Source organism: Klebsiella sp. C239, assembly GCF_048822715.1.
GTDB classification, from domain to species: Bacteria; Pseudomonadota; Gammaproteobacteria; order Enterobacterales; family Enterobacteriaceae; genus Klebsiella; species Klebsiella quasipneumoniae.
Map to the genome: position 1 here is coordinate 106176 of NZ_JBMEZK010000010.1, position 25467 is coordinate 131642.

Annotated in this window: 25 protein-coding genes and 1 other annotated feature; of the genes, 16 read left to right on the forward strand and 9 right to left on the reverse strand. The window is 58.2% G+C overall.

The features are described 5' to 3' along the window. Nucleotides 1-20 precede the first annotated feature (20 nt). Nucleotides 21-1688 (reverse strand): energy-dependent translational throttle protein EttA, encoded by a 1668-nt coding sequence (gene ettA, locus ACOI6Z_RS22710; RefSeq protein ID WP_023291900.1) that lies wholly within the window; start codon nt 1686-1688, stop codon nt 21-23. A 228-nt stretch (nt 1689-1916) separates the two neighbouring features. On the opposite strand from ettA, the gene sltY reads away from it, so the two are divergent. After that, nucleotides 1917-3854, forward strand: coding sequence for a murein transglycosylase (sltY, locus tag ACOI6Z_RS22715; RefSeq protein ID WP_420687519.1), 1938 nt, complete (start codon nt 1917-1919; stop codon nt 3852-3854). A gap of 88 nt (nt 3855-3942) precedes the next feature. Beyond that, nucleotides 3943-4272: a trp operon repressor gene (trpR, locus tag ACOI6Z_RS22720; RefSeq protein ID WP_004204213.1), complete on the forward strand. Its 330-nt coding sequence runs from the start codon at nt 3943-3945 to the stop codon at nt 4270-4272. Here the strand turns inward: trpR and yjjX are convergent. Beyond that, the gene (gene yjjX, locus ACOI6Z_RS22725; RefSeq protein WP_032452387.1) at nt 4259-4774 is read right to left on the reverse strand and encodes an inosine/xanthosine triphosphatase; all 516 of its coding nucleotides are present in this window, start codon (nt 4772-4774) and stop codon (nt 4259-4261) included. The genes trpR and yjjX overlap by 14 nt on opposite strands. A gap of 113 nt (nt 4775-4887) precedes the next feature. Here yjjX and gpmB point away from each other — a divergent pair, with 113 nt between their 5' ends. Further along, nucleotides 4888-5535 carry a 2,3-diphosphoglycerate-dependent phosphoglycerate mutase GpmB gene (gene gpmB, locus ACOI6Z_RS22730; protein WP_004204216.1) on the forward strand — a complete coding sequence of 216 codons (648 nt, stop codon included), beginning with the start codon at nt 4888-4890 and terminating at the stop codon, nt 5533-5535. Here gpmB and robA read toward each other — a convergent pair. Then, a complete protein-coding gene (gene robA / locus ACOI6Z_RS22735; RefSeq protein ID WP_004204217.1) occupies nt 5532-6401 on the reverse strand; it encodes an MDR efflux pump AcrAB transcriptional activator RobA in 870 nt (289 codons plus the stop codon). The genes gpmB and robA overlap by 4 nt on opposite strands. Before the next feature lie 209 nt (nt 6402-6610). Here robA and creA point away from each other — a divergent pair, with 209 nt between their 5' ends. Genes creA through creD form a run of 4 tightly spaced genes read left to right on the forward strand, consistent with a single transcriptional unit; the run spans nt 6611 to nt 10628 of the window. Further along, nucleotides 6611-7084 carry a protein CreA gene (gene creA, locus ACOI6Z_RS22740; RefSeq protein ID WP_009309170.1) on the forward strand — a complete coding sequence of 158 codons (474 nt, stop codon included), beginning with the start codon at nt 6611-6613 and terminating at the stop codon, nt 7082-7084. Between the two features lie 12 nt (nt 7085-7096). Continuing rightward, the gene (gene creB / locus ACOI6Z_RS22745; RefSeq protein WP_048296628.1) at nt 7097-7786 is read left to right on the forward strand and encodes a two-component system response regulator CreB; all 690 of its coding nucleotides are present in this window, start codon (nt 7097-7099) and stop codon (nt 7784-7786) included. After that, entirely contained in the window at nt 7786-9210 is a 1425-nt protein-coding gene (creC, locus tag ACOI6Z_RS22750) for a two-component system sensor histidine kinase CreC (RefSeq protein ID WP_044525307.1), read from the forward strand. Before creB ends, creC begins: the two co-directional genes overlap by 1 nt. Nucleotides 9211-9269: 59 nt before the next feature. After that, entirely contained in the window at nt 9270-10628 is a 1359-nt protein-coding gene (gene creD / locus ACOI6Z_RS22755; RefSeq protein WP_049014561.1) for a cell envelope integrity protein CreD, read from the forward strand. A 63-nt stretch (nt 10629-10691) separates the two neighbouring features. Here the strand turns inward: creD and arcA are convergent, their stop codons facing one another. Continuing rightward, the gene (gene arcA, locus ACOI6Z_RS22760) at nt 10692-11408 is read right to left on the reverse strand and encodes a two-component system response regulator ArcA (protein ID WP_002887843.1); all 717 of its coding nucleotides are present in this window, start codon (nt 11406-11408) and stop codon (nt 10692-10694) included. A gap of 95 nt (nt 11409-11503) precedes the next feature. Between arcA and yjjY the strand changes: the two genes are divergently transcribed. The 6 genes from yjjY (at nt 11504) to thrC (ending at nt 17766) form a co-directional block, all read left to right on the forward strand. Continuing rightward, nucleotides 11504-11644: a protein YjjY gene (gene yjjY / locus ACOI6Z_RS22765; protein WP_004146984.1), complete on the forward strand. Its 141-nt coding sequence runs from the start codon at nt 11504-11506 to the stop codon at nt 11642-11644. A 396-nt stretch (nt 11645-12040) separates the two neighbouring features. Continuing rightward, on the forward strand, nt 12041-12727 hold the full coding sequence (locus tag ACOI6Z_RS22770) for a tRNA/rRNA methyltransferase (RefSeq protein ID WP_044525309.1): 687 nt from the start codon (nt 12041-12043) through the stop codon (nt 12725-12727). Between the two features lie 211 nt (nt 12728-12938). Next, nucleotides 12939-13007, forward strand: coding sequence for a thr operon leader peptide (gene thrL / locus ACOI6Z_RS22775; protein ID WP_004222578.1), 69 nt, complete (start codon nt 12939-12941; stop codon nt 13005-13007). Continuing rightward, nucleotides 12946-13063: a sequence feature (Thr leader region), on the forward strand. Its footprint overlaps the gene before it by 62 nt. Before the next feature lie 25 nt (nt 13064-13088). Continuing rightward, a complete protein-coding gene (gene thrA, locus ACOI6Z_RS22780) occupies nt 13089-15551 on the forward strand; it encodes a bifunctional aspartate kinase/homoserine dehydrogenase I (protein ID WP_023291908.1) in 2463 nt (820 codons plus the stop codon). Between the two features lies 1 nt (nt 15552). Beyond that, the gene (thrB, locus tag ACOI6Z_RS22785; protein ID WP_002887853.1) at nt 15553-16482 is read left to right on the forward strand and encodes a homoserine kinase; all 930 of its coding nucleotides are present in this window, start codon (nt 15553-15555) and stop codon (nt 16480-16482) included. A gap of 3 nt (nt 16483-16485) precedes the next feature. Further along, entirely contained in the window at nt 16486-17766 is a 1281-nt protein-coding gene (gene thrC, locus ACOI6Z_RS22790) for a threonine synthase (protein WP_002887863.1), read from the forward strand. A 49-nt stretch (nt 17767-17815) separates the two neighbouring features. Here thrC and yaaA read toward each other — a convergent pair whose 3' ends face one another. Both yaaA and ACOI6Z_RS22800 read right to left on the reverse strand, forming a co-directional pair. Beyond that, on the reverse strand, nt 17816-18589 hold the full coding sequence (gene yaaA, locus ACOI6Z_RS22795) for a peroxide stress protein YaaA (RefSeq protein WP_032452393.1): 774 nt from the start codon (nt 18587-18589) through the stop codon (nt 17816-17818). Between the two features lie 77 nt (nt 18590-18666). Next, on the reverse strand, nt 18667-20097 hold the full coding sequence (locus ACOI6Z_RS22800; protein ID WP_065812861.1) for an alanine/glycine:cation symporter family protein: 1431 nt from the start codon (nt 20095-20097) through the stop codon (nt 18667-18669). A gap of 202 nt (nt 20098-20299) precedes the next feature. On the opposite strand from ACOI6Z_RS22800, the gene tal reads away from it, so the two are divergent. The 3 genes from tal to ACOI6Z_RS22815 all read left to right on the forward strand — a co-directional run bounded on the left by tal (nt 20300) and on the right by ACOI6Z_RS22815 (nt 23361). Beyond that, nucleotides 20300-21253: a transaldolase gene (tal, locus tag ACOI6Z_RS22805; RefSeq protein WP_004204228.1), complete on the forward strand. Its 954-nt coding sequence runs from the start codon at nt 20300-20302 to the stop codon at nt 21251-21253. A gap of 99 nt (nt 21254-21352) precedes the next feature. After that, the gene (gene mog / locus ACOI6Z_RS22810; protein ID WP_004204229.1) at nt 21353-21940 is read left to right on the forward strand and encodes a molybdopterin adenylyltransferase; all 588 of its coding nucleotides are present in this window, start codon (nt 21353-21355) and stop codon (nt 21938-21940) included. 119 nt (nt 21941-22059) lie between these two features. After that, nucleotides 22060-23361: an MFS transporter gene (locus ACOI6Z_RS22815; protein WP_065812862.1), complete on the forward strand. Its 1302-nt coding sequence runs from the start codon at nt 22060-22062 to the stop codon at nt 23359-23361. A 55-nt stretch (nt 23362-23416) separates the two neighbouring features. On the opposite strand, the gene satP is transcribed toward ACOI6Z_RS22815, so the two are convergent. From satP to ACOI6Z_RS22830, 3 genes are all read right to left on the reverse strand, one after another. Next, entirely contained in the window at nt 23417-23983 is a 567-nt protein-coding gene (gene satP / locus ACOI6Z_RS22820) for an acetate uptake transporter (protein ID WP_050534024.1), read from the reverse strand. Between the two features lie 88 nt (nt 23984-24071). Then, a complete protein-coding gene (gene msyB, locus ACOI6Z_RS22825; RefSeq protein ID WP_420687520.1) occupies nt 24072-24821 on the reverse strand; it encodes an acidic protein MsyB in 750 nt (249 codons plus the stop codon). A gap of 28 nt (nt 24822-24849) precedes the next feature. After that, nucleotides 24850-25254 carry a DUF2541 family protein gene (locus ACOI6Z_RS22830; RefSeq protein WP_023291916.1) on the reverse strand — a complete coding sequence of 135 codons (405 nt, stop codon included), beginning with the start codon at nt 25252-25254 and terminating at the stop codon, nt 24850-24852. Nucleotides 25255-25467: the final 213 nt, after the last annotated feature.

Genomic DNA, 25467 nt, shown 5'->3' on the forward strand with positions numbered 1-25467 from the left:
TTGCGTTGCCTTTTTGCATTTTATTTTGAGATACGTTTGTATTTGATTCGCTTCGGCTCCAGCGCGTCGGCGCCGAGGGTGCGTTTCTTGTACTCTTCGTACTCGGTAAAGTTACCTTCAAAGAACTCCACCTTACCTTCATCCTGGTAATCCAGAATGTGGGTGGCGATACGGTCAAGGAACCAACGGTCGTGCGAGATAACCATCGCGCAGCCCGGGAACTCCAGCAGGGCGTTTTCCAGCGCGCGCAGGGTTTCGATATCCAGGTCGTTGGTCGGTTCATCGAGCAGCAGTACGTTACCGCCAACCTGCAGCAGCTTCGCCAGGTGCAGACGACCGCGTTCACCGCCGGACAGTTCGCCAACGCGTTTGCCCTGGTCTACGCCTTTGAAGTTAAAGCGGCCCACGTAGGCGCGGCTCGGCATCTCGGTGTTGCCGATCTTCATGATATCCAGGCCACCGGAGACCTCTTCCCACACGGTCTTGCTGTTGTCCATCGCGTCGCGGAACTGATCGACGGAGGCCAGCTTAACGGTTTCGCCCAGGGTGATGGTGCCGGAATCTGGCTGTTCCTGGCCGGACATCATGCGGAACAGCGTTGATTTACCCGCGCCGTTAGGGCCGATGATGCCGACGATAGCGCCCTTCGGTACCGAGAAGCTCAGATCGTCGATCAGCACGCGGTCGCCGTAGGATTTACGCAAGTTGCTGACTTCCAGAACTTTATCGCCCAGACGCGCGCCTGGCGGAATGAACAGTTCGTTGGTCTCGTTACGTTTCTGGTATTCAACGTTGTTGAGCTCTTCAAAGCGCGCCAGACGGGCTTTGCCCTTGGACTGACGGCCTTTCGCACCCTGGCGAACCCACTCGAGCTCTTTCTCGATGGATTTGCGACGCGCGGCTTCCTGAGAGGCTTCCTGCGCCAGACGCTGATCTTTCTGCTCCAGCCAGGAGGAGTAGTTGCCTTCCCACGGAATACCTTCGCCGCGGTCAAGTTCGAGGATCCAACCGGCGACGTTATCGAGGAAGTAACGGTCGTGGGTAATTGCCACCACGGTGCCTTCGAAGTCGTGCAGGAAGCGTTCCAGCCAGGCGACGGACTCGGCGTCCAGGTGGTTGGTCGGTTCGTCGAGCAGCAGCATGTCTGGTTTTTCCAGCAGCAGGCGGCACAGCGCGACGCGGCGGCGTTCACCACCGGAAAGATTGGCGATTTTCGCATCCCAGTCCGGCAGGCGCAGGGCGTCGGCCGCGCGCTCCAGCTGCACGTTCAGATTGTGGCCGTCGTGCGCCTGGATAATTTCTTCGAACTTGCCTTGCTGTGCGGCAAGCTTATCGAAGTCTGCATCCGGCTCGGCGTACTTGGCATAGACTTCGTCCAGACCCTTCAGCGCGTTAACCACTTCGGCGACCGCTTCTTCAACGGACTCGCGCACGGTGTGCTCCGGGTTGAGCTGCGGCTCCTGCGGCAGGTAGCCGATTTTAATGCCAGGCTGCGGACGCGCTTCACCTTCGATCTCGGTGTCGATACCGGCCATGATGCGCAGCAGGGTAGATTTACCGGCGCCGTTCAGACCGAGCACACCGATTTTCGCGCCAGGGAAAAAGCTGAGGGAGATATTTTTCAAAATATGACGTTTCGGCGGAACCACTTTGCCGACACGATGCATGGTATAAACGAATTGAGCCACGTTGGACTTCGCCTCTTTCTATTTTGATAGATAGTTCAAAGCCGAAGTGTAGCCTTTTTCGCGCGCTAATCCCAGCGAGGCGACAGGATTCACAGAAGCGTAAAAAAATGTTCAGGACATGGCGCGTTTAGCGTTGTCTGATTAGCATAAGTAAAGCCGCCTGCCGAACCGGTAGGGGCTTTTAAGCGGCACGATGCTGCGAAAATGCACCTGAAAGAGGAAGAGCTTGTGGAAAAAGCCAAAAAAATGGCGTGGCATCTTTTGGCTGCCAGCGTTGGTCTGTTGGCGTTGAGTCAGCTGGCGCATGCGGATTCACTGGATGAACAGCGCAGCCGCTACGCACAAATTAAGCAGGCGTGGGATAACCGGCAGATGGATGTGGTTGACCAGCTGATGCCCACGTTAAGCACCTATCCCCTGTATCCCTATTTGCAGTACCGGCAGATTACCGACGATCTGATGAACCAGCCGGCGCTGGTGGTGAAAAACTTTATTGACGCCAACCCGACGCTGCCCCCCGCGCGTTCATTACGTTCGCGCTTCGTGAATGAACTGGCCCGGCGCAGCGACTGGCGCGGCTTGCTGGCGTTTAGTCCCGATAAGCCGACCAGCACCGAGGCGCAGTGCAACTACTACTACGCCAAACTGAGCGTGGGGCAGTCGCAGGAGGCCTGGAGCGGAGCGAAAGACCTCTGGCTGACGGGCAAGAACCAGCCCGGCGCCTGTGAACCGCTGTTCAGCGCCTGGCGCGACTCCGGCCAGCAGGATCCGCTGGCTTATCTCGAACGGATCCGCCTGGCGATGAAGGCCGGCAATATCGGGCTGGTGAAATCGCTGGCCCAGCAGATGCCCGCCAACTACCAGAGCATCGCCAGCGCCGTGGTCGCTCTGGCTAACGATCCTAACAGCGTCCTGACCTTTGCCCGCACCACTGGGGCGACGGACTTTACCCGCCAGATGGCCGCCGTCGCCTTCGCCAGCGTCGCCCGTCAGGATGTGGAAAATGCCCGTTTGATGATCCCTTCGCTGGTGCAGGCCCAGCAGCTCAATGAGGATCAGACCCAGGAGCTACGCGATATTGTCGCCTGGCGCCTGATGGGGAACGATGTGACCGAAGAGCAGGCCATCTGGCGCGACGATGCGATTATGCGATCGCAGTCCACGCCGCTGGTGGAGCGGCGGGTGCGGATGGCGCTGGGGACGGGCGATCGCCATGGCCTGAATACCTGGCTGGCGCGCCTGCCGATGGAGGCGAAAGAGAAAGACGAATGGCGCTACTGGCAGGCGGATCTGTTGCTGGAGCGCGGCAGGGACGAGGAGGCGCAGGCGATCCTCCGGTCGTTGATGCAGCAGCGCGGATTCTACCCGATGGTCGCCGCGCAGCGTCTCGGCGAGGAGTATACCTTCCGCATCGATAAAGCGACTGGCACGCTCGATCCGGCGCTGGCTTCCGGTCCGGAGATGGCCCGGGTACGCGAGCTGATGTACTGGAATATGGATAACACCGCGCGCACCGAATGGGCGAATCTGGTCACCAGCCGCACAAAATCTCAGCAGGCGCAGCTGGCGCGCTATGCCTTCGATCAACACTGGTGGGATCTGAGCGTGCAGGCGACGATCGCCGGCAAGCTGTGGGATCAGCTGGATGAGCGCTTCCCGCTGGCCTATAACGATCTGTTTGCCCGCTATATCAGCGGTAAAGATATTCCGCAAAGCTACGCGATGGCCATTGCCCGCCAGGAGAGCGCCTGGAACCCGAAAGTGCGCTCGCCGGTCGGCGCCAGCGGGCTGATGCAGATTATGCCGGGCACCGCGACGCATACCGTCAGCATGTTCCGCATTCCCGGCTACAGCGGCCCGTCGCAGCTATTGGATCCGGAAACCAACATCAACATCGGCACCAGCTATTTGCAGTACGTTTACCAGCAGTTCGGCAATAACCGCATCTACGCCTCGGCGGCCTATAACGCCGGGCCGGGTCGGGTACGCACCTGGCAGGGGAACAGCGCCGGACGGATCGACGCCGTGGCGTTTGTCGAGAGTATTCCGTTCTCGGAAACCCGCGGCTACGTGAAGAACGTCCTCTCCTATGACGCCTACTACCGCTACTTTATGGGACAGCAGGATAAGCTCTTCAGCGATGCGGAGTGGCGGCAGCGTTACTGATCGCCGGGAAGTATGTTATGCTTTGTACTCGTTGAAGAGTACATTCGACGGGCAGCGTAAGCTGCCCGTCTCAATATGGTGGCGCGATATGACCCAACAATCTCCCTATTCCGCGGCCGTTGCCGAACAACGTCATCAGGAGTGGCTGCGCTTTGTGGCGCTGCTACAGCAGGCCTATGCGCAGGATCTGCATCTGCCGCTGCTGCAGCTAATGCTAACCCCTGATGAGCGCGAAGCGCTGGGAACCCGGGTGCGCATTATCGAAGAGCTGCTGCGCGGCGAGATGAGCCAGCGCGAGCTGAAAAATGAGCTCGGCGCCGGCATTGCGACCATTACCCGCGGGTCGAACAGCCTGAAGTCGGCGCCGGTTGAGCTGCGCCAGTGGCTGGAGCAGACGCTGCTGGCTAGCGATAAATAGCGTTGTGGAACGGGCTTAACGCCAGCACGACCGCCTGATGGTAAACGCTGCTGCGGGTTAATTTGCCGCCGGTGAAAACCCCAATCGCCCCCTCTTTACGACCGATCTGATCGATGCCGGTATACTGCGACATGACCGGCCCGAGGGCTTCGCCAGCGCGAACCTGCTCAAGAATAACGTCAGGCAACGGCAGCGTGGCTGAGCGCGCTTCTCCGCGCTGGCTGGCGCTTTCGATGACCACCCAGCTAAAGGTACTGCCATCGTCAATTCCGGCTTCGATGGCGACCCAGAAATCGGCATGGGGCTGGGCGAGGCGCGCATTGGCGACGCGATTTCGTGCGCCAGCGCGCGTTTCCTCGCTGCCGAAGGGCTGTTCCGGCACGCCGCTCTCGACGGATACGGACTCAATGTGGCAGGATCCTTCGCCGAAAATCTCGTCAAAAGCCTGCAGAATTGCCTGAATTTTGGCGGGATTAGTGGTCGCTGAGACAACATGGTGCATAATCAAAACAACTCAGAATAAACTAACGTCATCGCAGTATACTCTAAATCACCCCCAGGGCAGGCGGTAATGCCTGAAAGCGGTCGATAACGAGTTCAGAACGGAAAAAAAGCATGTTACAGGTATACCTTGTTCGCCACGGTGAAACGCAGTGGAACGCCGAGCGACGTATTCAGGGTCAGTCCGACAGCCCGCTGACCGCACACGGTGAGCGCCAGGCCTGGCAGGTTGGCGAGCGCGCCAGAACGCTGGGGATCACCCATATCATTACCAGCGATCTGGGACGAACCCGCCGCACAGCAGAGATTATCGCCGAAGCCTGCGGCTGCAGCGTGATCGCCGATGCGCGCCTGCGCGAGCTGGATATGGGGGTGCTGGAGAAGCGCCATATCGACTCGCTCAGCGAAGAAGAAGAGGGCTGGCGCCGCCAGCTGGTCAACGGCACGCCGGATGGTCGTATTCCTCAGGGCGAATCGATGCAGGAGCTTAGCGAACGTATGCATGCGGCGCTGGCAGCCTGTCTGGAATTACCGGCCGGTAGTCGACCGCTGCTGGTGAGTCATGGTATCGCGCTGGGCTGCCTGGTGAGCACGATTTTAGGGCTGCCGGCGTACGCAGAGCGTCGGCTGCGTCTGCGCAACTGCTCTATCTCGCGCGTCGATTATCAGCAGAGCCCGTGGCTGGCTTCCGGCTGGGTGGTGGAAACGGCGGGCGACGTCTCGCATCTTGACGCCCCCGCGATGGACGAGCTGCAGCGTTAACGGCGGATCGGGATCAGATATTCGCAGCGCAACTGAATCGGCGTGGCCTGATCCCGGCTTTCATCTTCAGGATAGAAGCGTTCAATATCCAGCCCCTTGCGACGCGTCAGGTTCAGCATCGGCATGCAGGTGCCGTAGACCGTCAGGATGAATTCCTGCAGGCCGGTACCCAGCCCTTCATACGTAAACATGACATACTCGCCGCCCTCCAGCGTCACCGGATGGGCGTTCTGCAGGTGGCCGTTAGCCATCTCCGGCGTCAGCGCGGTGGTATAGAACACTTCCTGTTCATCGTCTTTCTCCAGGCTCGGACGCGGTTCATGCAGCCCATAGAGCACCGGGGGGATCGACGGCGAGTTGCCGAGGAAATCGCGCCAGAACTGGACCCGCATTTGGTTGCGGAAGTCGGAGATTTCCTCCAGCTTACAGGTATAGCTCTGGGTTACCCCCAGCAGTTGAGTCGTGGGCAGGGCGACAAATTCATGTTTCGGCAGGGTAAACTCGCCAAGACGCAGCGGCGGACGCATACCGAACGAGCTCCAGTCCGGCGAGCGGCGGTAGAGCGCCGGCGTCAGCGAGAACTGCTTCTTAAACGCCCGGGTGAAGGTCTGCTGGGAGTCGAAACGGTACTGCAGCGCAATATCAAGGATTGGACGGGCGGTAAGGCGTAATGCGACAGCTGATTTCGACAACCGGCGCGCGCGAATATAGGCACCGATGGCATGGCCGGTGACATCCTTAAACATTCGCTGCAAATGCCACTTGGAATAACCCGCCTTCGCCGCCACATTGTCCAGAGAAAGCGGCTGATCCAGGTGACCTTCCAGCCAGCTAAGGAGATCGCGAATAATCCCTGCTTGATCCATAAAATGTCCCCATCCTTAAACACAGGTGCCTGATATTAAAGTAGCGGATAATAGCATTTTTTGATGTTTTAGCATTCAGTGTTTTTTTTGCTTTTAAATGCGGTAGGTGCGTGGATCTGAACGAGAATTTTGTAAAGCTGTGATCTATAAACCTTTTCCGAAAAGTGCGTGATAATCACTCAGCTATATTTTTTAAGAATGGTAACAATATGAAATACAAGAAGTTTGCGATGGGCCTGCTGCTGCTGGCCGGCTGCCAGGTCGCTCAGGCGGAGCAGATTGGTTCCGTGGATACGGTCTTCAAATGGTTAGGGCCGGATCACAAAATTGTCGTCGAAGCCTTTGACGATCCGGATGTGCAGAACGTGACCTGCTATATCAGCCGGGCGAAGACCGGCGGGATCAAAGGCGGGCTGGGTCTGGCGGAAGATACCTCCGATGCGGCCATCTCCTGCCAGCAGGTCGGGCCGATTGAGCTGACGGACAAAATCAAAAATGGCAAAAGCCAGGGCGACGTGGTGTTCCAGAAGCGCACCTCGCTGGTGTTTAAAAAGCTACAGGTTGTTCGCTTCTATGATGCGAAACGCAATGCGCTGGTCTACCTGACCTATTCGGATAAAGTGGTTGATGGTTCGCCGAAGAACGCCATCAGCGCCGTGCCGATTATGCCCTGGAATAAATAAACGGGAGCGCGCATGCAGCAGCCACGGATTTGGTTAGTTGAGGATGAACAGAGTATCGCCGATACCCTGGTTTATATGCTCCAGCAGGAGGGCTTCCAGGTCACCGTCTTTGACCGCGGGTTGCCCGCGCTGGAGGCGGCGGCGCATCAGGCGCCCGATGTGGCCATCCTCGACGTCGGCTTGCCGGATATCAGCGGCTTCGAGCTCTGTCGGCGCCTGCTGACGCGCTTTCCGGCGCTGCCGGTGCTGTTTCTGACGGCGCGGAGCGACGAGGTCGATAAGCTGCTGGGGCTGGAAATCGGCGCTGACGATTACATCGCCAAGCCGTTTTCGCCGCGCGAAGTCTGCGCGCGGGTGCGCAGCGTGCTGCGGCGGCTGCAAAAATTCGCCGCGCCTTCGTCGGTAGTTCGCGTCGGCGAGTTTGTGCTTGACGAGCAGGCGGCGTCGATAAGCTGGTTCGGCCAGCCGCTGAACCTGACGCGCTATGAATTTCTGCTGTTGAAAACGCTGCTTCACGCGCCCGGTCGCGTCTTCTCCCGCCAGCAGCTGATGGAGCTGGTGTGGAGCGATGCCTGGGAAAGCCTCGACCGCACCGTCGACACCCACATCAAAACCCTGCGCGCTAAACTGCGGGCCGTCAATCCTGAGGTGGCGCCAATCAATACCCATCGCGGGATGGGCTACAGCCTGGGGCGCGGCTGATGCGCATCGGCATGCGCCTGCTGCTGGGCTATTTTCTTATCGTCGCGATCGCCGCGTGGTTTGTACTGTCGATCTTTGTCCAGGAAGTGAAGCCGGGCGTGCGCCGGGCGACGGAGGGGACCCTCAACGATACCGCCACCCTGCTGGCGGCGCTGGCGCGTGAGGACCTGCTGGCGGCAAACCCGCAGCAGGGCAGGCTGGCGCAGGCCTTTCACCAGCTCAACCAGCAGCGGCTCAACGCCAATATTGGCGGAATTAAAAAGGTGCGGAATGAGTACCGCGTCTATCTGACCGATGCCCGGGGCAAGGTGGTGTTTGACTCGAGCGGAGAGGCGACAGGGCAGGACTATTCACGCTGGAACGACGTCTGGCTCACCCTGCGCGGCCAGTACGGCGCGCGCAGTACGCGCAGCGATCCGCATGATGAAGCCAGCTCGGTGATGTATATCGCCGCGCCGGTGATGGATAAGGGGCGGATTATCGGCGTGCTGAGCGTCGGTAAACCCAACCTGGCGATGACGCCGGTCATTCAGCGCAGCGAGCGGCGGATCCTTTGGGCCGGCGGCGCTCTGCTGGGCATTGCCCTGTTGATTGGCTGCGGCGTCGTCTGGTGGATCAATTTCTCTATCGGCAAGCTGGTGCGCTATGCGGACTCGGTGACCGCTGACCGCCCGCTGCCGCTGCCGGAGGTCGGCAGCAGCGAACTGCGTAAGCTGGCCCAGGCGCTGGAGAGCATGCGGGTGAAACTCGAAGGCAAAAACGCCATCGAAAACTATGTCTATGACCTGACTCACGAGCTGAAAAGTCCGCTGGCGGCCATCCGCGGTGCGGCGGAGATCCTGCGCGAAGAGCCGCCGCCTGCGGTGGCGGCGCGGTTTACTGAGAATATCCTCGCGCAAAATACTCGCATGCAGCTGTTGGTGGAGCGGTTGCTCCAGCAGGCGCGACTGGAAAGCCGGCTGGAGATAAAGCCGCAGCCGGTGTCGATAGATGCGCTATACCAACGCCTGGCGGAAGAGCGCGACATCGCCCTGGCGGCGAAAGCCATCACCTTGCGCTGGCAGGAGAGTGGGATGCTGGTCAATGGCGATGGCGAACTGCTGTCCCAGGCGCTGGGCAATCTGCTCGACAACGCGATTGATTTTACCCCCCAGGGGGGCGAGATCGCCCTGGCAGTAGAGAAACGAAATGCAGAGGTGCGACTGAGCGTAACGGATAACGGATGCGGTATTCCGGAGTATGCCCTGACGCGGATCTTTGATCGGTTCTACTCGCTGCCGCGTGAAGACGGCCATAAGAGCAGCGGCCTTGGGCTGGCCTTTGTTCGTGAAGTCGCGCGCCTGCATCACGGCGATATCCGTCTACACAATCGGCCCGAAGGCGGCGTGGTCGCCACGCTGAGACTTCACCGTCCCTTCACATAGCTTCAAATTCCCCCCACACAACCGCCCTATTGTGAGGCCATCACGATAGGGAGAAAGCTATGTTGAAATCACCGTTATTCTGGAAAATCACCACGTTAATAGGCTGTATTGTGCTGTTATCTCTGCCTTTGATGATAGTCAGGGAGCTCATCAATGAGCGGGCTGATTATCGCAGCGAGGTTGTGGATGCCATTGAACAGAGCACCAGCGGCCCGCAAAAACTCGCCGGGCCGCTGATCGCTATTCCGGTAACCGAGACGCTGACCCGCAGGGAGAACCAAAAAGAGGTCGAATATCAGCGGAGCTGGGAGTACTACTGGCTGCCGGAGTCGCTGGCGGTCACCGGCAAACAGACCGTGGAGTCGAGGAGGGTGGGCATCTACAGCGGACAGGTCTGGCATAACGCCCTGCAGATTAAGGCTTCGTTTGATCCGCTGCGTCTGGCGGCGCTGAAAAAAACGAATATTGTCTTAGGCCAGCCGCGGCTGGTGGTGAGCGTCGGCGATGCCCGCGGCATTGGCGCCATTCATGCTCCGGAGGTTAACGGCAGCGTATTAAGCGTGGAGCCTGGGCTGGGGATCAGCGGCGATGGGGCGGGCATCCATATGCCGATGCCTGCGCTGGCGGAGGACAACAAGCCGCTTGAGATCGCTTTTTCGCTCGATCTGAACGGGACGGGCGCATTTTCACTGGCGCCGCTCGGGCGCAACAGTGAGCTGCAGCTGACCAGTAACTGGCCGCATCCCGGCTTTCTCGGCAGCTTCCTGCCAACGAAACGCGAAGTGAATGCTGCCGGCTATCGCGCCCACTGGCAAAGCAGCTGGTTCGCCAACGATATGGGCAGCTATTTCAAGGATGATATGGAGATCCCGTGGTCGCGCCTGCCGGCGTTCAGTGCCGATGTCATGTCGCTTGCCGACCAGTATCAGCTAACCGACCGGGCGACAAAATATGCCATCCTGTTAATTGGGTTGACGTTTATGGCCTTTTTCGCTTTCGAAAGCCTGACCCATCGCCCCCTGCATCCGATGCAATATTTGCTGGTGGGCCTATCGCTGGTGCTGTTTTACCTGGTGCTGCTGGCGCTTTCGGAGCACATTGGCTTTACCGCCGCCTGGCTGGCCGCCAGCCTGTCCGGCGCGGTGATGAACGGGATCTACCTCCAGGCGGTGCTCAGGGGATGGCGTAACAGCCTGCTGTTTGTCGCGGCGCTGCTGCTGCTGGACGGGGTGATGTGGTTTCTGCTGCATTCCGAGGACAGCGCGCTGCTGTTGGGTACCGGGGTGCTGGTGCTGGCGCTAAGCAGCCTGATGTTTTTGACCCGGCGAGTGGACTGGTATGCGTTATCGTTACCGAAAGGCAGTGTGCCTCCGCCGCCGTCTGCCGATGACGACAAACTGCGCCTCTGGAAAGAGTGATGGCATAAAAAAACGGCGCCCTCGGGGCGCCGTTTTCACATCATGGCTGCGGAATAAATCGCATTATTCCTGCAGATCGCCACAGAAACGGTAACCTTCACCGTGAATGGTAGCGATGATTTCCGGGGTATCCGGAGTGGATTCGAAGTGTTTACGAATCCGACGAATGGTCACGTCAACGGTACGGTCATGCGGCTTCAGCTCGCGACCGGTCATTTTCTTCAGCAGCTCGGCACGAGACTGAATTTTGCCCGGGTTTTCGCAGAAGTGCAGCATCGCGCGGAATTCACTGCGCGGCAGCTTGTACTGTTCGCCGTTCGGGCTGACCAGGGAACGGCTGTTGATATCGAGTTCCCAGCCGTTGAACTTGTAGCTTTCCACGCTGCGACGCTCTTCGCTCACGGTACCGAGGTTCATGGTACGGGAGAGCAGGTTGCGCGCGCGGATAGTCAGTTCACGCGGGTTAAACGGTTTAGTGATATAGTCGTCAGCGCCGATTTCGAGGCCAAGGATCTTATCCACTTCGTTGTCGCGACCGGTTAAGAACATCAGCGCGACGTCAGCCTGCTCGCGCAGCTCGCGCGCCAGCAGAAGACCATTTTTACCCGGCAGGTTGATATCCATGATCACCAGGTTGATATCATTTTCAGACAGGATCTGATGCATTTCCGCGCCATCGGTCGCTTCGAATACATCGTAACCTTCTGCTTCGAAAATACTTTTTAACGTGTTGCGTGTTACCAACTCGTCTTCAACGATAAGAATGTGCGGGGTCTGCATGTTTGCTACCTAAATTGCCAACTAAATCGAAACAGGAAGTACCAAAGTCCCTGACCTGCCTGCTGCATGTCGCAAATTAACATGCGCGGCGTAACATGACTAAAGTACGTAATTGCGTTCTTGATGCACTTTCCATCAACGTCAACAACATCATTAGCTTGGTCGTGGGTACTTTCCCTCTGGACCCGACGGTGTCAAAAACGGCTGACATCCTAACCATTTTAACAGCAACATAACAGGCTAAGAGAGGCCGAACACCCAATAAAACTACGCTTCGTTGACATATATCAAGTTCAATTGTAGCACGTTAACAGTCTTGTGAAATCATTGCATCGCCATGCTCTTTATAGTCACAATCTTTACCCGGCTCAACTAGTTGCGTGGATAAATTAATAAATACAGTGAATCCAATGTCTGGAACGATGCGTCAGGTGAAATTTCATTGCCCATCATATGGATAAATGGGTTCTGTTAACATACTCCTTGTCATGGCCTCCTGAGAACAGTTTAGATTTTTTTATGGGTAAGATAACGCAATTTTAGTGATTTTTGTTGCAAATTTGTAAATTTTCACCGCGTAAAATGCGGGGCTCCGCGCCTCGACAACGCCTGAGAGAGAGAAAAAAACCGCAATGCGTTTAACGATTATTTTAGTCGGTCCTGCCCGGGCCGAGAACGTCGGCGCCGCCGCCAGGGCGATGAAAACCATGGGATTTCGCGATCTGCGGATCGTGGACAGTGAAGCCCATCTGGCGCCGGCGGCACGCTGGGTGGCGCACGGCTCAGGCGACATCCTCGATGGCATCACCACCTATTCCACCCTTGCCGAGGCGCTGCACGACGTCGATTTTACCGTCGCCACCACCGCCCGCAGTCGCGCGCGGTTTCACTATTACGCCACGCCGCAGCAGCTGTTGCCGCTGCTGGAGGAGAAGGCGAACTGGATGACCCATACCGCGCTGGTATTTGGCCGTGAAGACGCCGGATTGACCAATGAGGAGCTGGCCCTGGCCGATGTGCTGACCGGCGTGCCGATGGCCGCGGATTATCCTTCGCTCAACCTCGGTCAGTCGGTGATGGTCTACTGCTATCAATTAGCATCGCTTATGCAACAACCGGCGCCCACCGCCGCCGCGGCAGACCATCATCAGCTGCAGGCGTTGCGCCTGCGCGCCCTGGCCTTGCTTTCGCGTCTGGGCGTGGAGGATGATGCCAAACTGGCCGACTGGCTGTCGCAACGAATGGGGCTGCTGCAGCAGCGCGACACGGCAATGTTGCATCGTTTGCTGCATGATATTGAAAAAAACCTGCCAGAATAAAGCTCTGTCATATATTTTAATTATGGTTGTATGTGCTGTTTTTGCGGGGAGTGTTCCGCCGATCTGGATGTTTTTTCTTGTCGGGGTGGCGCAATACGTAAGCTCGCTGAAATGAGGTTAATTGAGAAATTCATTGACTTAAGAGGGCAGATACTTTAACCAATATAGGCAGGACACACAGACAGATAAAAATACAGAGTACACAACATCCATGAATCGCATCGGCATGATTACCACCATTATCACCACCACCATTACCACAGGTAACGGTGCGGGCTGACGCGTACAGGAAACACAGAAAAAAGCCCGCACCTGAACAGTGCGGGCTTTTTTTTTGACAAGAGATCAAGGGGTAAGAACCATGCGAGTGTTGAAGTTCGGCGGTACATCAGTGGCAAATGCGGAACGGTTTCTGCGGGTTGCCGATATTCTGGAGAGTAATGCCAGGCAGGGGCAGGTAGCGACCGTCCTGTCTGCCCCGGCGAAGATCACCAACCATCTGGTAGCGATGATTGAAAAGACCATTGGCGGCCAGGATGCCCTCCCCAATATTGCCGACGCTGAACGCATTTTTACCGAACTTCTTCAGGGCCTTGCCGACGCCCAGCCCGCTTTCCCGCTCGCCCAGCTGAAAGCCTTTGTTGAGCAGGAGTTTGCTCAGATTAAGCATGTCCTGCACGGTATCAGCCTGCTGGGTCAGTGCCCGGACAGCGTCAATGCCGCGCTGATCTGCCGAGGCGAAAAGCTCTCCATCGCCATCATGGCGGGTCTGCTGGAAGCCCGTGGTCATAAAGTCAGTGTGATTAACCCGGTGGAAAAACTGCTCGCGGTGGGCCACTATCTGGAATCCACGGTCGATATCGCCGAATCCACCCGCCGCATCGCCGCCAGCCAGATCCCGGCAGACCATATGATCCTGATGGCCGGGTTTACCGCCGGCAATGAGAAGGGCGAGCTGGTGGTGCTGGGGCGCAACGGCTCCGACTATTCGGCTGCGGTACTGGCCGCCTGCCTGCGCGCCGACTGCTGCGAAATCTGGACCGATGTCGACGGCGTGTACACTTGCGACCCGCGCCAGGTGCCGGATGCGCGTCTGCTGAAATCGATGTCTTATCAGGAGGCGATGGAGCTCTCCTACTTTGGCGCGAAAGTGCTGCACCCGCGCACCATCGCCCCTATCGCCCAGTTCCAAATCCCATGTCTGATTAAAAATACCGGCAACCCGCAGGCACCGGGAACGCTCATCGGCGCCAGCCGCGACGAGGACGATCTGCCGGTCAAAGGCATCTCTAACCTCAACAACATGGCGATGTTCAACGTCTCCGGGCCGGGGATGAAAGGCATGGTCGGCATGGCGGCCCGCGTCTTCGCCACCATGTCCCGCGCCGGCATCTCGGTCGTGCTGATCACCCAATCCTCTTCCGAGTACAGCATCAGTTTCTGCGTGCCGCAGAGCGACTGTGCGCGTGCTAAACGGGCGATGGAAGATGAGTTTTATCTCGAGCTGAAAGAGGGGCTGCTGGAGCCGCTGGCCATTATGGAGCGTCTGGCTATTATCTCGGTGGTGGGCGACGGAATGCGCACTCTGCGCGGTATCTCGGCAAAGTTTTTTGCCGCGCTGGCCCGCGCCAATATCAATATCGTGGCGATTGCCCAGGGTTCATCCGAGCGCTCCATTTCGGTGGTGGTCAGCAATGACGACGCCACCACCGGCGTGCGCGTGACCCATCAGATGCTGTTCAACACCGACCAGGTGATCGAAGTGTTCGTCATCGGCGTCGGCGGCGTCGGCGGCGCGCTGCTGGAGCAAATCAAACGCCAGCAGAGTTGGCTGAAGAGCAAACATATCGATCTGCGCGTTTGCGGCGTGGCCAACTCTCAGGCGCTGCTGACCAGCGTGCATGGTCTGAATCTGGAAAACTGGAGTGAGTCGCTGGCGGAGGCGAAAGAACCCTTTAATCTTGGCCGCCTGATCCGCCTGGTAAAAGAGTACCACCTGCTGAATCCGGTGATCGTCGACTGTACCTCCAGCCAGGCGGTCGCCGATCAGTACGCCGACTTCCTGCGCGAAGGTTTCCATGTGGTCACGCCGAATAAAAAGGCCAATACCTCTTCGCTGGATTACTATCATCAGCTGCGCCACGCCGCGAGCAGCTCGCGCCGCAAGTTCCTCTATGACACTAACGTTGGCGCTGGCCTGCCGGTGATTGAGAACCTGCAGAACCTGCTCAACGCCGGCGATGAACTGCGCCATTTCTCCGGGATCCTCTCCGGCTCTCTGTCGTTTATCTTCGGCAAGCTGGATGAGGGCGTGAGTTTCTCGGCGGCGACGGCGATGGCCCGTGAGATGGGGTATACCGAGCCGGATCCGCGCGACGATTTATCCGGGGTGGATGTCGCGCGTAAGCTGCTGATTCTGGCCCGTGAGACCGGACGTGAACTGGAGCTGTCGGACATTATCGTCGAGTCGGCGCTGCCGGCGGACTTCGACGCCAGCGGTGATGTTGAGACCTTTATGGCCCGCCTGCCGTCGCTGGATGATGCGTTCGCCTCGCGGATCGCTAAGGCGCGCGATGAAGGTAAAGTCTTGCGCTATGTCGGTAACATCGAAGAGGATGGTACCTGCCGGGTGAAAATTGCCGCCGTTGACGGCAACGATCCGCTGTTCAAAGTCAAAAATGGCGAGAACGCGCTGGCCTTTTACAGCCACTATTATCAGCCATTGCCGCTGGTGCTGCGCGGCTATGGTGCCGGGAACGACGTCACGGCGGCCGGTGTATTCGCCGACCTGCTGCGCACCCTTTCCTGGAAGTTAGGAGTTTAAGATGGTCAAAGTATATGCCCCGGCTTCCAGTGCCAATATGAGCGTCGGGTTTGATGTGTTGGGCGCGGCGGTCACGCCGGTCGATGGCACGCTGCTTGGCGACAACGTTACTGTCGAAGCGGCGGAGCAATTCAGCCTGCAGAATCTGGGACGCTTCGCCAGCAAACTGCCGACGGCGCCGCAGGAGAACATTGTTTACCAGTGCTGGGAAAGCTTTTGCCGGGAGATCGGTAAAACGGTGCCGGTGGCGATGACCCTGGAAAAAAACATGCCGATTGGCTCCGGGCTGGGCTCCAGCGCCTGCTCGGTGGTCGCCGCGCTGGTGGCGATGAACGAGTTTTGCGGTAAGCCGCTGAACGAGACGCGCATGCTGGCGCTGATGGGGGAGATGGAAGGGCGTATCTCCGGCAGCATTCACTACGACAACGTGGCGCCGTGCTATCTTGGCGGTATGCAGTTGATGATCGAAGAGAACGGGATTATCAGCCAGCAGGTGCCCGGGTTTGATGAGTGGCTGTGGGTGCTGGCCTATCCGGGGATTAAAGTATCCACCGCCGAAGCGCGGGCGATTCTGCCGGCGCAGTACCGCCGTCAGGATTGTATCGCCCATGGTCGCCACCTCGCGGGCTTTATTCACGCCTGCTACACCCGCCAGCCGCAGCTGGCGGCAAAATTGATGAAAGATGTGATTGCCGAACCGTACCGAACCAAACTGCTGCCGGGCTTTAGCGAAGCGCGTCAGGCGGCCATGGAGATGGGCGCCCAGGCTTGCGGCATCTCCGGCTCTGGCCCAACGCTGTTCGCGTTGTGCGATAAGCCGGACACCGCACAGCGCGTCGCCGACTGGCTTGGCGCGCACTATCTGCAGAATCAGGAAGGCTTTGTACATATTTGCCGGCTGGACACGGCGGGCGCACGCGTAGTGGGATAACCAATGAAACTGTATAACTTAAAAGATCACAATGAGCAGGTCAGCTTTGCGCAGGCCGTTACCCAGGGACTTGGCAAGCATCAGGGCCTGTTCTTTCCGCACGATCTGCCGGAATTCAGCCTGACTGAAATCGACGACATGCTGGCGCAGGATTTTGTCACCCGCAGCGCCAAAATTTTATCCGCCTTTATCGGCGATGAGATCCCGCAGGATGTCCTGCAGCAGCGGGTCCGCGCGGCGTTTGCGTTTCCGGCGCCGGTGAGCAAGGTTCAGGAGGATGTCGGCTGTCTGGAGCTGTTCCATGGCCCCACGCTGGCCTTCAAGGATTTCGGCGGCCGCTTTATGGCGCAGATGCTGACCCATATCGCAGGCGATAAGCCGGTCACCATCCTCACGGCGACCTCTGGCGATACCGGGGCGGCGGTGGCGCATGCTTTCTACGGACTGCCGAACGTTAAGGTAGTGATCCTCTACCCGCGCGGCAAGATCAGCCCGCTGCAGGAGAAGCTGTTCTGTACTCTCGGCGGCAACATTGAAACCGTGGCGATTGACGGCGACTTCGACGCCTGCCAGGCGCTGGTGAAGCAGGCGTTTGACGATGAAGAACTGAAGGCGACGCTGGGGCTCAACTCGGCTAACTCCATTAACATCAGCCGCCTGCTGGCGCAGATCTGCTACTACTTCGAAGCGGCGGCGCAGCTGCCGCAGGAAGCCCGCAATCAGCTGGTGATTTCCGTGCCGAGCGGCAACTTCGGCGATCTGACCGCCGGTCTGCTGGCGAAGTCGCTGGGTCTGCCGATCAAACGCTTTATCGCCGCCACCAATGCCAACGACACCGTTCCGCGCTATCTGCAGGGCGGCGAGTGGGCGCCAAAAGCCACCCAGGCGACGCTGTCCAACGCCATGGACGTCAGCCAGCCGAACAACTGGCCGCGTGTCGAAGAGCTGTTCCGCCGTAAAATCTGGCGTCTCAGCGAGCTGGGCTATGCCGCGGTCGATGATGAGACCACCAAAGCGGCAATGCGCGAGCTGAAGGCCATCGGCTACATCTCTGAGCCGCACGCGGCGATTGCCTGGCGCGCGCTGCGCGATCAGCTGCAGCCGGGAGAGTACGGTCTGTTCCTCGGCACCGCCCATCCGGCGAAGTTCAAAGAGAGCGTGGAGGAGATCCTGCAGGAGACCCTGCCGCTGCCGAAAGAGCTGGCCGACCGCGCCGACCTGCCGCTGCTGTCTCACAACCTGCCGGCGGATTTCGCCGCGCTGCGTAAGCTGATGATGGGCTAAATCCTTACCGTCCCCCTGTTGCGTCGAACGCCGTAGGGGGACCGTTTACTTACTGCTCGTGGCGTTTAAACACCAGTTCGCCTTTCTCCGACGCCTCGGCATCAAAGAAATAGCCTTCGCTATTAAAGGATTTCAGCTGTTCCGGCTGGGTTAAGCGGTTTTCAATAATGTAGCGACTCATCAGGCCACGGGCCTTCTTGGCATAGAAGCTGATCACTTTGAATTTGCCGTTCTTCTCATCGAGGAATACCGGCTTGATCAGCTGGCCCTGCAATTTTTGCGTTTTCACCGATTTAAAATATTCATCGGAAGCCAGGTTGATGACGATATCGTCGCCCTGAGCCTGCAGCGCCTGATTCAGCTTCTCGGTAATGGTCTCGCCCCAGAACTGGTACAGATCTTTGCCGCGGGGGTTTTCCAGACGGATCCCCATCTCCAGGCGGTAGGGCTGCATCAGATCCAGCGGACGCAGCACGCCATACAGGCCAGAGAGCATGCGCAGGTGTCGCTGGGCGAAGTCAAAGTCGTCCTCAGTGAGCGTCTCTGCCTGCAGGCCGGTGTAGACATCGCCCTTAAAGGCGAGGATCGCCTGGCGGGCATTTTGCGGCGTAAAGTCAGGGTGCCAGTCGTGGAAACGGGTGGCGTTCAGATCCGCCAGCTTGTCGCTGATGCTCATCAGCTTGCCGATTTGCGGCGCGGTCAGCTGACGGGCGATGCTGATAAGCTGTTGAGAATACTCGAGGAGTTCGGGCTGGGTATAGCGAGTCGTTGCCAGCGGGCTTTGATAATCGAGCGTTTTAGCAGGTGAAATCAGAATCAGCATATCCAGTCCTTGCAGGTAATTTCGACGAATTTTAACAAAAAAAGTGCATGGTGGGATCGATAGCTGCGATTGCCGCGCTATTCGCGCGGCAGTTCATTCCACGCGCCCGGGGCCAGCTGTTGGTGAATCTCAGGATAGCGCGACGCATCGAAAGTGGGCTGAATGCCCAGCTGGCGCTGACGCAGATAATCACTGGCGATAATCCGCACCGTCGGGGAGAGCAGCAGGATGGCCGTCAGGTTGGTCATCGCCATCAGCGCCATAATGATATCCGCGCTCTGCCAGACGACCGGCAGGCTAACCACGGTTCCCAGCAGCACCATCAGGACGGTAAGTATCCGCAGCGCCCAGATATAGCGCGGCTTATCCAGACGCAGAAAGACCAGATTATTTTCCGCGTACAGGTAGTTGGCGACGATAGAGCTAAAGGCGAACAGCAGCACGATGAAAGCGATAAAACCCGCCCCCCAGCCCCCGACCAGCATGCTCATCGCGTGCTGCAGGGCCTGGATGCCGTTGAGCGTATACTCATTGTAGGGGTGGGGCGCCAGCATGACGATAATCGCGCTGGCGGTACAGATGACGATGGTATCGATAAACACGCCAATCATCTGCACGATACCCTGCGCCGCCGGGTGCGGCGGCCAGGAGGCGGCGGCTGCGGCGGCGTTAGGCGAAGAGCCCATTCCTGCTTCATTGGAGAACATGCCGCGCTGAAAGCCGCTGGTCAGCGCCTGGCTGATGGTGTAGCCCACCGCGCCGGCGGCGGCTTCCTGCCAGCCGAAGGCGCAGCGAAAGATGGTGGCGAAAATCGTCGGCAGGGCGGTGATATGCCACAGGCCGATAATCAGGCTGGTGGCGATCCACAGCAGCGCCATGATGGGGACGATCCACTGCATCAGGCGCGCCACGCCGCGTAAACCACGGCGGATGGCCAGCAGAACGACAACGGCCAGCACGCCGCCGCTGACTGCCGCCGGCAGATCGAACGCATAGCGCAGGGCATGGGCCACGGAGTTGGCCTGTACGGTATTGAAGATAAAGCCATAGGCCAGCAGCAGGAGGATCGAAAACAGAACGCCCATCCAGCGCATGCCGAGCCCGCGCGCCATATACCAGGCCGGACCGCCGCGAAACTGCCCGCGGCTATCGCGCTCTTTATACAGCTGGGCAAGGGAACATTCGGCGAAGCTGCTGGCCATGCCGAGCAGGGCGGAGACCCACATCCAGAATACGGCGCCGGGCCCGCCGGCGGCGATAGCCAGCGTGACGCCGGCAAGATTGCCGCTGCCGACTCGCGCAGCAAGGCTGGTACAGAGCGCCTGAAAGGAGGTTAAACCGCCCGGCTGCGGGTGCAGGCTTTTTTTCAGGCTGCGGCCAAATTTGCGCACGTAACGTAACTGAATACCCCGGGTTTGCCAGCTAAACCAGATACCGGCGCCCAGTAGCAGATAAATCATCACTGAGCCCCAGAGTATTTCATTGATAAATGAGAGAAAATCAGGCATTAAACATCCTCTTGTCCATGCCGGCACGCCAGTGTAAGCGTTACCAATTAAGTGACAATCCTTGCGCTTTCAGCAAATTAATCTGCATAGTTTATCACACTCTGCGCTCTTCTCTCGTCGGCGGTTGCGCTGACCCGGCAGCGTGTTATCATCTGGGCAGACCGGTTACATCCCCTTAACTGCTGTTTAAGAGAAATATATCATGACGGATAAATTAACTTCTCTGCGTCAGTACACCACTGTCGTCGCTGACACCGGAGATATTGCGGCAATGAAGCTGTATCAGCCTCAGGATGCCACCACCAACCCTTCCCTGATCCTCGGCGCGGCTCAGATCCCTGAGTACCGTAAGCTGATTGACGACGCTGTGGCCTGGGCTCGTAGCCAGAGCAGCGATCGCGCGCAGCAGATCCTCGATGCTTCCGACAAGCTGGCGGTGAACATCGGTCTCGAAATCCTGAAACTGATCCCGGGCCGTATCTCCACCGAAGTGGATGCGCGTCTCTCCTACGACACCGAAGCGTCTATCGCTAAAGCCAAGCGCATCATCAAGCTGTATAACGACGCGGGCATCAGCAACGATCGTATTCTGATCAAGCTGGCTTCCACCTGGCAGGGCATTCGCGCCGCTGAACAGCTGGAAAAAGAGGGCATCAACTGCAACCTGACGCTGCTGTTCTCCTTCGCTCAGGCTCGCGCTTGCGCCGAAGCGGGCGTCTTCCTGATTTCGCCGTTCGTTGGCCGTATCCTCGACTGGTACAAAGCCAACACCGATAAGAAAGAGTACGCGCCGGCAGAAGATCCGGGCGTGGTTTCCGTCAGCGAAATCTACGAGTACTACAAGCAGCACGGTTATGAAACCGTGGTGATGGGCGCCAGCTTCCGTAACGTTGGCGAAATTCTGGAACTGGCTGGCTGTGACCGCCTGACCATCGCCCCGGCGCTGCTGAAAGAGCTGTCCGAAAGCGAAGGCGCCGTTGAGCGTAAACTGGTGTATACCGGTGAAGTGAAAGCGCGTCCGGAGCGTATTACCGAATCTGAGTTCCTGTGGCAGCATAACCAGGATCCGATGGCGGTAGACAAACTGGCGGAAGGTATCCGTAAGTTTGCGATCGACCAGGAAAAACTGGAAAAAATGATCGGCGAACTGCTGTAATCCCGCAGGTGGCCGACGCCCGTCGGCCACATTACACTGTCTGTCCCGCCAGCAGCAGTGTATCATTTCGTTTAACGCCACAGTTTGAACGGAATAACCATGAATACCTTACGAATCGGCTTAGTTTCCATTTCCGATCGCGCCTCCAGCGGCGTCTATCAGGACAAAGGCATCCCGGCACTGGAAGAGTGGCTGGCGCGTGCCCTTACCACCCCTTTTGAACTGCAGACTCGCCTGATCCCGGATGAGCAGGTCATTATTGAGCAAACGCTGTGCGAACTGGTTGACGAGATGGGGTGCCATCTGGTGCTGACCACCGGCGGCACCGGCCCGGCGCGTCGCGATGTGACGCCCGACGCCACGCTGGCGATTGCCGATCGCGAGATGCCGGGCTTTGGCGAGCAAATGCGCCAGGTTAGCCTACACTTTGTGCCGACGGCGATCCTTTCCCGGCAGGTCGGGGTGATCCGCAAGCAGGCGCTGATCCTCAATCTTCCCGGACAACCGAAAGCGATTCAGGAGACCCTGGAAGGGGTGAAAGATGCTGACGGCAACGTGCTGGTGCACGGTATTTTCGCAAGTGTACCTTATTGTGTACAGTTGCTGGAGGGGCCTTATGTGGAAACCGATGGCCGTGTGGTAGAAGCATTTCGTCCCAAAAGTGCCCGACGCGAAACTTTATCCTGAATTTGATGCATTTGTGACATAACATGCATCGCTGATGGTGTGCCGTTTTATTTACGATATAGTGCTGTTTACTTTACACACTATAAAATACGCTGCACGCCTCAGGATGAAATCGCGTTATGTCATATGCAAACCGACCGCTCAACCGCCAGGATTATAAAACGCTGACGCTGGCCGCCCTTGGCGGCGCGCTGGAGTTTTATGACTTTATCATCTTCGTTTTCTTCGCCGCCGTCGTCGGCGAGCTCTTCTTCCCCTCAGATATTCCGGAATGGCTTCGCCAGGTACAGACCTTTGGGATTTTCGCCGCCGGTTACCTGGCGCGTCCGCTGGGGGGGATCATCATGGCCCATTTTGGCGATCTGGTTGGCCGCAAGAAAATGTTTACCCTCAGCATCCTGCTGATGGCGCTGCCGACCCTGGCGATTGGTCTGTTGCCGACCTACAGCTCGGTGGGCATCGTCGCGCCGCTGTTGTTGCTGCTGATGCGTATTCTGCAGGGGGCGGCGATCGGCGGCGAGGTGCCTGGCGCCTGGGTATTTGTCGCCGAGCATGTTCCGGAAAAACGCATTGGTATCGCCTGCGGCACGCTGACGGCCGGCCTGACCGTAGGCATCCTGCTGGGATCGGTGGTAGCGACGCTTATCAACACCAGCCTGACGCCGCAGGGGATCCACGACGGCGGCTGGCGGATCCCCTTCCTGCTGGGAGGCGTATTTGGTCTGGTGGCGATGTATCTGCGCCGCTGGCTGCAGGAGACGCCGATTTTTCTTGAGATGCAGCAGCGCAAAGCGCTGGCGCAGGAGCTGCCGGTAAAAGCGGTCGTCCTCAAGCACCAGAAGGCGGTGGCGGTCTCTATGCTGCTGACCTGGCTGCTGTCGGCAGGCGTGGTGGTGGTGATCCTGATGTCGCCGGTCTGGCTGCAGAAACACTATGGCTTCGCCCCGGCGATAACCCTGCAGGCCAACAGCATTGCCACGATTATGTTGTGCATCGGCTGTCTGCTCGCCGGGCTGGCGGCGGACCGCTTCGGCGCCAGCCGCACCTTTATCGTCGGCAGCCTGCTGCTGGCGGTTGCCAGCTGGGCGTTTTACCACCTGTCTGGCGCCAGCCCGCAGCGGCTGTTTCTGCTCTACGGCACGGTGGGACTCTGTGTGGGCGTGGTGGGGGCGGTGCCTTATGTTATGGTGCGGGCCTTCCCGGCGGAAGTACGCTTCACCGGCATCTCCTTTTCCTACAATCTGTCGTACGCGATTTTTGGCGGCCTGACGCCAATTGCCGTCACGATGCTGATGGGGGTGTCGCCGATGGCCCCGGCCTGGTATGTGCTGGCCTTGTCGCTGATGGGGCTGGGATTAGGTATCTGGCTGCGTCAGGGGCTGACGGCGGCGAGGTTGCCGGAAGGGGAGCTGCAGCGCTAAGCAGGTTTGCCGATGATAACCAGCCGCCGCCCTGTTACAGGGCGGCGGCGGAAGATTAACGCGGTTCGCCGATCGGCAGCACGGTGCGGCCGAACTGCTCGTTCAGCACTTCGCCCATCGCCAGGTAAATGGCGCTGGCGCCGCAAACCAGGCCGATCCAGCCGGCAACTTTCACGATGCCTTCGTTATCCACCAGATGACCAATCGCCAGCAGCGCAAACAGCACCGTCAGGCTCAGGAACACGAACTGCAGCATGCGTGCGGCTTTCAGCGTACCGAAGAACATGAACAACGTAAAAATACCCCACAGGCCGAGATACATGCCGAGGAAGTGCGCGTTCGGCGCATCAGCCAGGCCCATTTTCGGCATCAGGAGAATAGCAACCAGCGTCAGCCAGAAGCTGCCGTAGGAGGTAAAAGCGGTCAAGCCAAAGGTGTTGCCTTTTTTGTATTCCAGCAGGCCGGCAAAAATTTGCGCAATGCCGCCGTAAAAAATGCCCATCGCCAGGATAGCTACATCGAATGCGAACAGGCCGCTATTCGCCAGGTTAAGCAGAATAGTGGTCATGCCGAAGCCCATAAGGCCCAGCGGTGCCGGATTAGCCAACTTAGTGTTGCCCATAATTCCTCAAAATTATCATTAAAAGGGAAGCATTACCCCGCGACTTGGCGGCGGGGCGCGGCATAATAATGAGGCGCGGAAAGGCTGTCTATGATCTGGCGGGGTATTTTTCACCAATTTCAGTTGTGCCCGACGACGAGTGGAGCATTTGTCGTAAACAGGCAATATGCAGAACCGCGGGGATGGTGACCCGATAAGCGCTGCCGCTTACCGCTTTCACGCTGTTCAGCGCGGCGCCAAGCGGCCCCCCCAGCCCGGCGCCGCGTACCAGGCCATGGCCGATGACGCTCACGGCGGCGTGCGTGCGCAGAATGGCGGTTAACCGCTCATCGAGTAGCAGGGCAACGCCTTCACTCAGCTTGCGGCGCCTCAACAGATGGGGCAGCAGGCTTTCCAGCTCATGGCTCCGGCACTCCACCGCGGCGAGAAACTGCGTTTTTTGTTCCTCATCCAGCTTATTCCAGCTGTGCTGCAGAAAATGCGTCAACAACTGTTGCTCGATCTGCGGCGTCGTCATCTGTTTATCGACCTTCGCCTTTAGCCTTTTACACACATCCAGCAGGATGGCGCGATAAAATTTGCCATGGCGGCGCAGCGTATTGGCGATGCTGTCGCCGCCGAAATGCTGTAGCTCGCCGGCGATCAACTGCCAGTTGCGGCGATAGCGCTCCGGGTGGCCCTCCATAGACAGAAAGGTCTCGTTGCGCAGCAGCGTACTGGAGAGACGGGGTTTGCCATTTTCCCTGTGGGTCAGAATACGGGTAAACGCTTCCAGATGCGCCTCGCTGCACTCAGGCAGAAAGGCGAGATCGTCATCATCCAGATAGTTAATATGCATAACGTTTTCTCTCGGGCAGGGGACGACGTTAGTCGTCGCCGATAATTTTCAGTGAGGCCATATCTGAGGAGTTGACCGTGTGGCCGGAGAAGGCGATTTTTTTCACACAGCGCTTGTTGTCGTTATCGCTGTTGAGGGAGATCCAGCCGGTGGTGTGGCCCTCTTTGATCCCGGCGGGCACGTTCAGGGTGTGGCTGGCGCCGTGGCTGGCCTTAAAGTAGACCGTTGCTCCGGAGAGCTGAATATCGCCGCGTTCGGCGCTGAGCTGAATACGTTTGACCACCCGGCAGACGGGAAGCTTCAGCGTCAGATCGTTGGTCTCATTGCGCGGCATGGCTATCACGCCGAGGATCTTATGGTCGTTGGCGGCCGCCGAGGTGATAACTGACACGCTAAGGATAAGCCCCGCTGAAAGCCGGAATAGTGATTTCATTAATCTGTCCCCTGAATAAGTAAAGTGCGAGGGCGGGGATCTTATCACTGCGAAAACGGGGCTTTTAGCGCACAAGTATTGCGTTTTATGTCAATGATATTATGAATATATTCGGTTTTTTTATTCGTTACTTGTATGGGTGTTTCGCCATCTTTTTTGCCGCCCGACAACATCGTTTGCTAAGCCATCGACGGCAGCGGGCGAGGGCGTCGG

What these genes read in the sequence shown, in the direction of transcription:
- trpR (WP_004204213.1), top strand. Translation starts at nt 3,943, where the DNA reads ATGACCCAACAATCTCCCTATTCCGCGGCCGTTGCCGAACAACGTCAT.
- yjjX (WP_032452387.1), bottom strand. Translation starts at nt 4,774, where the DNA reads ATGCACCATGTTGTCTCAGCGACCACTAATCCCGCCAAAATTCAGGCA.
- gpmB (WP_004204216.1), top strand. Translation starts at nt 4,888, where the DNA reads ATGTTACAGGTATACCTTGTTCGCCACGGTGAAACGCAGTGGAACGCC.
- robA (WP_004204217.1), bottom strand. Translation starts at nt 6,401, where the DNA reads ATGGATCAAGCAGGGATTATTCGCGATCTCCTTAGCTGGCTGGAAGGT.
- creA (WP_009309170.1), top strand. Translation starts at nt 6,611, where the DNA reads ATGAAATACAAGAAGTTTGCGATGGGCCTGCTGCTGCTGGCCGGCTGC.
- creB (WP_048296628.1), top strand. Translation starts at nt 7,097, where the DNA reads ATGCAGCAGCCACGGATTTGGTTAGTTGAGGATGAACAGAGTATCGCC.
- creC (WP_044525307.1), top strand. Translation starts at nt 7,786, where the DNA reads ATGCGCATCGGCATGCGCCTGCTGCTGGGCTATTTTCTTATCGTCGCG.
- creD (WP_049014561.1), top strand. Translation starts at nt 9,270, where the DNA reads ATGTTGAAATCACCGTTATTCTGGAAAATCACCACGTTAATAGGCTGT.
- arcA (WP_002887843.1), bottom strand. Translation starts at nt 11,408, where the DNA reads ATGCAGACCCCGCACATTCTTATCGTTGAAGACGAGTTGGTAACACGC.
- yjjY (WP_004146984.1), top strand. Translation starts at nt 11,504, where the DNA reads ATGACTAAAGTACGTAATTGCGTTCTTGATGCACTTTCCATCAACGTC.
- ACOI6Z_RS22770 (WP_044525309.1), top strand. Translation starts at nt 12,041, where the DNA reads ATGCGTTTAACGATTATTTTAGTCGGTCCTGCCCGGGCCGAGAACGTC.
- thrA (WP_023291908.1), top strand. Translation starts at nt 13,089, where the DNA reads ATGCGAGTGTTGAAGTTCGGCGGTACATCAGTGGCAAATGCGGAACGG.
- thrB (WP_002887853.1), top strand. Translation starts at nt 15,553, where the DNA reads ATGGTCAAAGTATATGCCCCGGCTTCCAGTGCCAATATGAGCGTCGGG.
- thrC (WP_002887863.1), top strand. Translation starts at nt 16,486, where the DNA reads ATGAAACTGTATAACTTAAAAGATCACAATGAGCAGGTCAGCTTTGCG.
- yaaA (WP_032452393.1), bottom strand. Translation starts at nt 18,589, where the DNA reads ATGCTGATTCTGATTTCACCTGCTAAAACGCTCGATTATCAAAGCCCG.
- ACOI6Z_RS22800 (WP_065812861.1), bottom strand. Translation starts at nt 20,097, where the DNA reads ATGCCTGATTTTCTCTCATTTATCAATGAAATACTCTGGGGCTCAGTG.
- tal (WP_004204228.1), top strand. Translation starts at nt 20,300, where the DNA reads ATGACGGATAAATTAACTTCTCTGCGTCAGTACACCACTGTCGTCGCT.
- mog (WP_004204229.1), top strand. Translation starts at nt 21,353, where the DNA reads ATGAATACCTTACGAATCGGCTTAGTTTCCATTTCCGATCGCGCCTCC.
- ACOI6Z_RS22815 (WP_065812862.1), top strand. Translation starts at nt 22,060, where the DNA reads ATGTCATATGCAAACCGACCGCTCAACCGCCAGGATTATAAAACGCTG.
- satP (WP_050534024.1), bottom strand. Translation starts at nt 23,983, where the DNA reads ATGGGCAACACTAAGTTGGCTAATCCGGCACCGCTGGGCCTTATGGGC.
- msyB (WP_420687520.1), bottom strand. Translation starts at nt 24,821, where the DNA reads ATGCATATTAACTATCTGGATGATGACGATCTCGCCTTTCTGCCTGAG.
- ACOI6Z_RS22830 (WP_023291916.1), bottom strand. Translation starts at nt 25,254, where the DNA reads ATGAAATCACTATTCCGGCTTTCAGCGGGGCTTATCCTTAGCGTGTCA.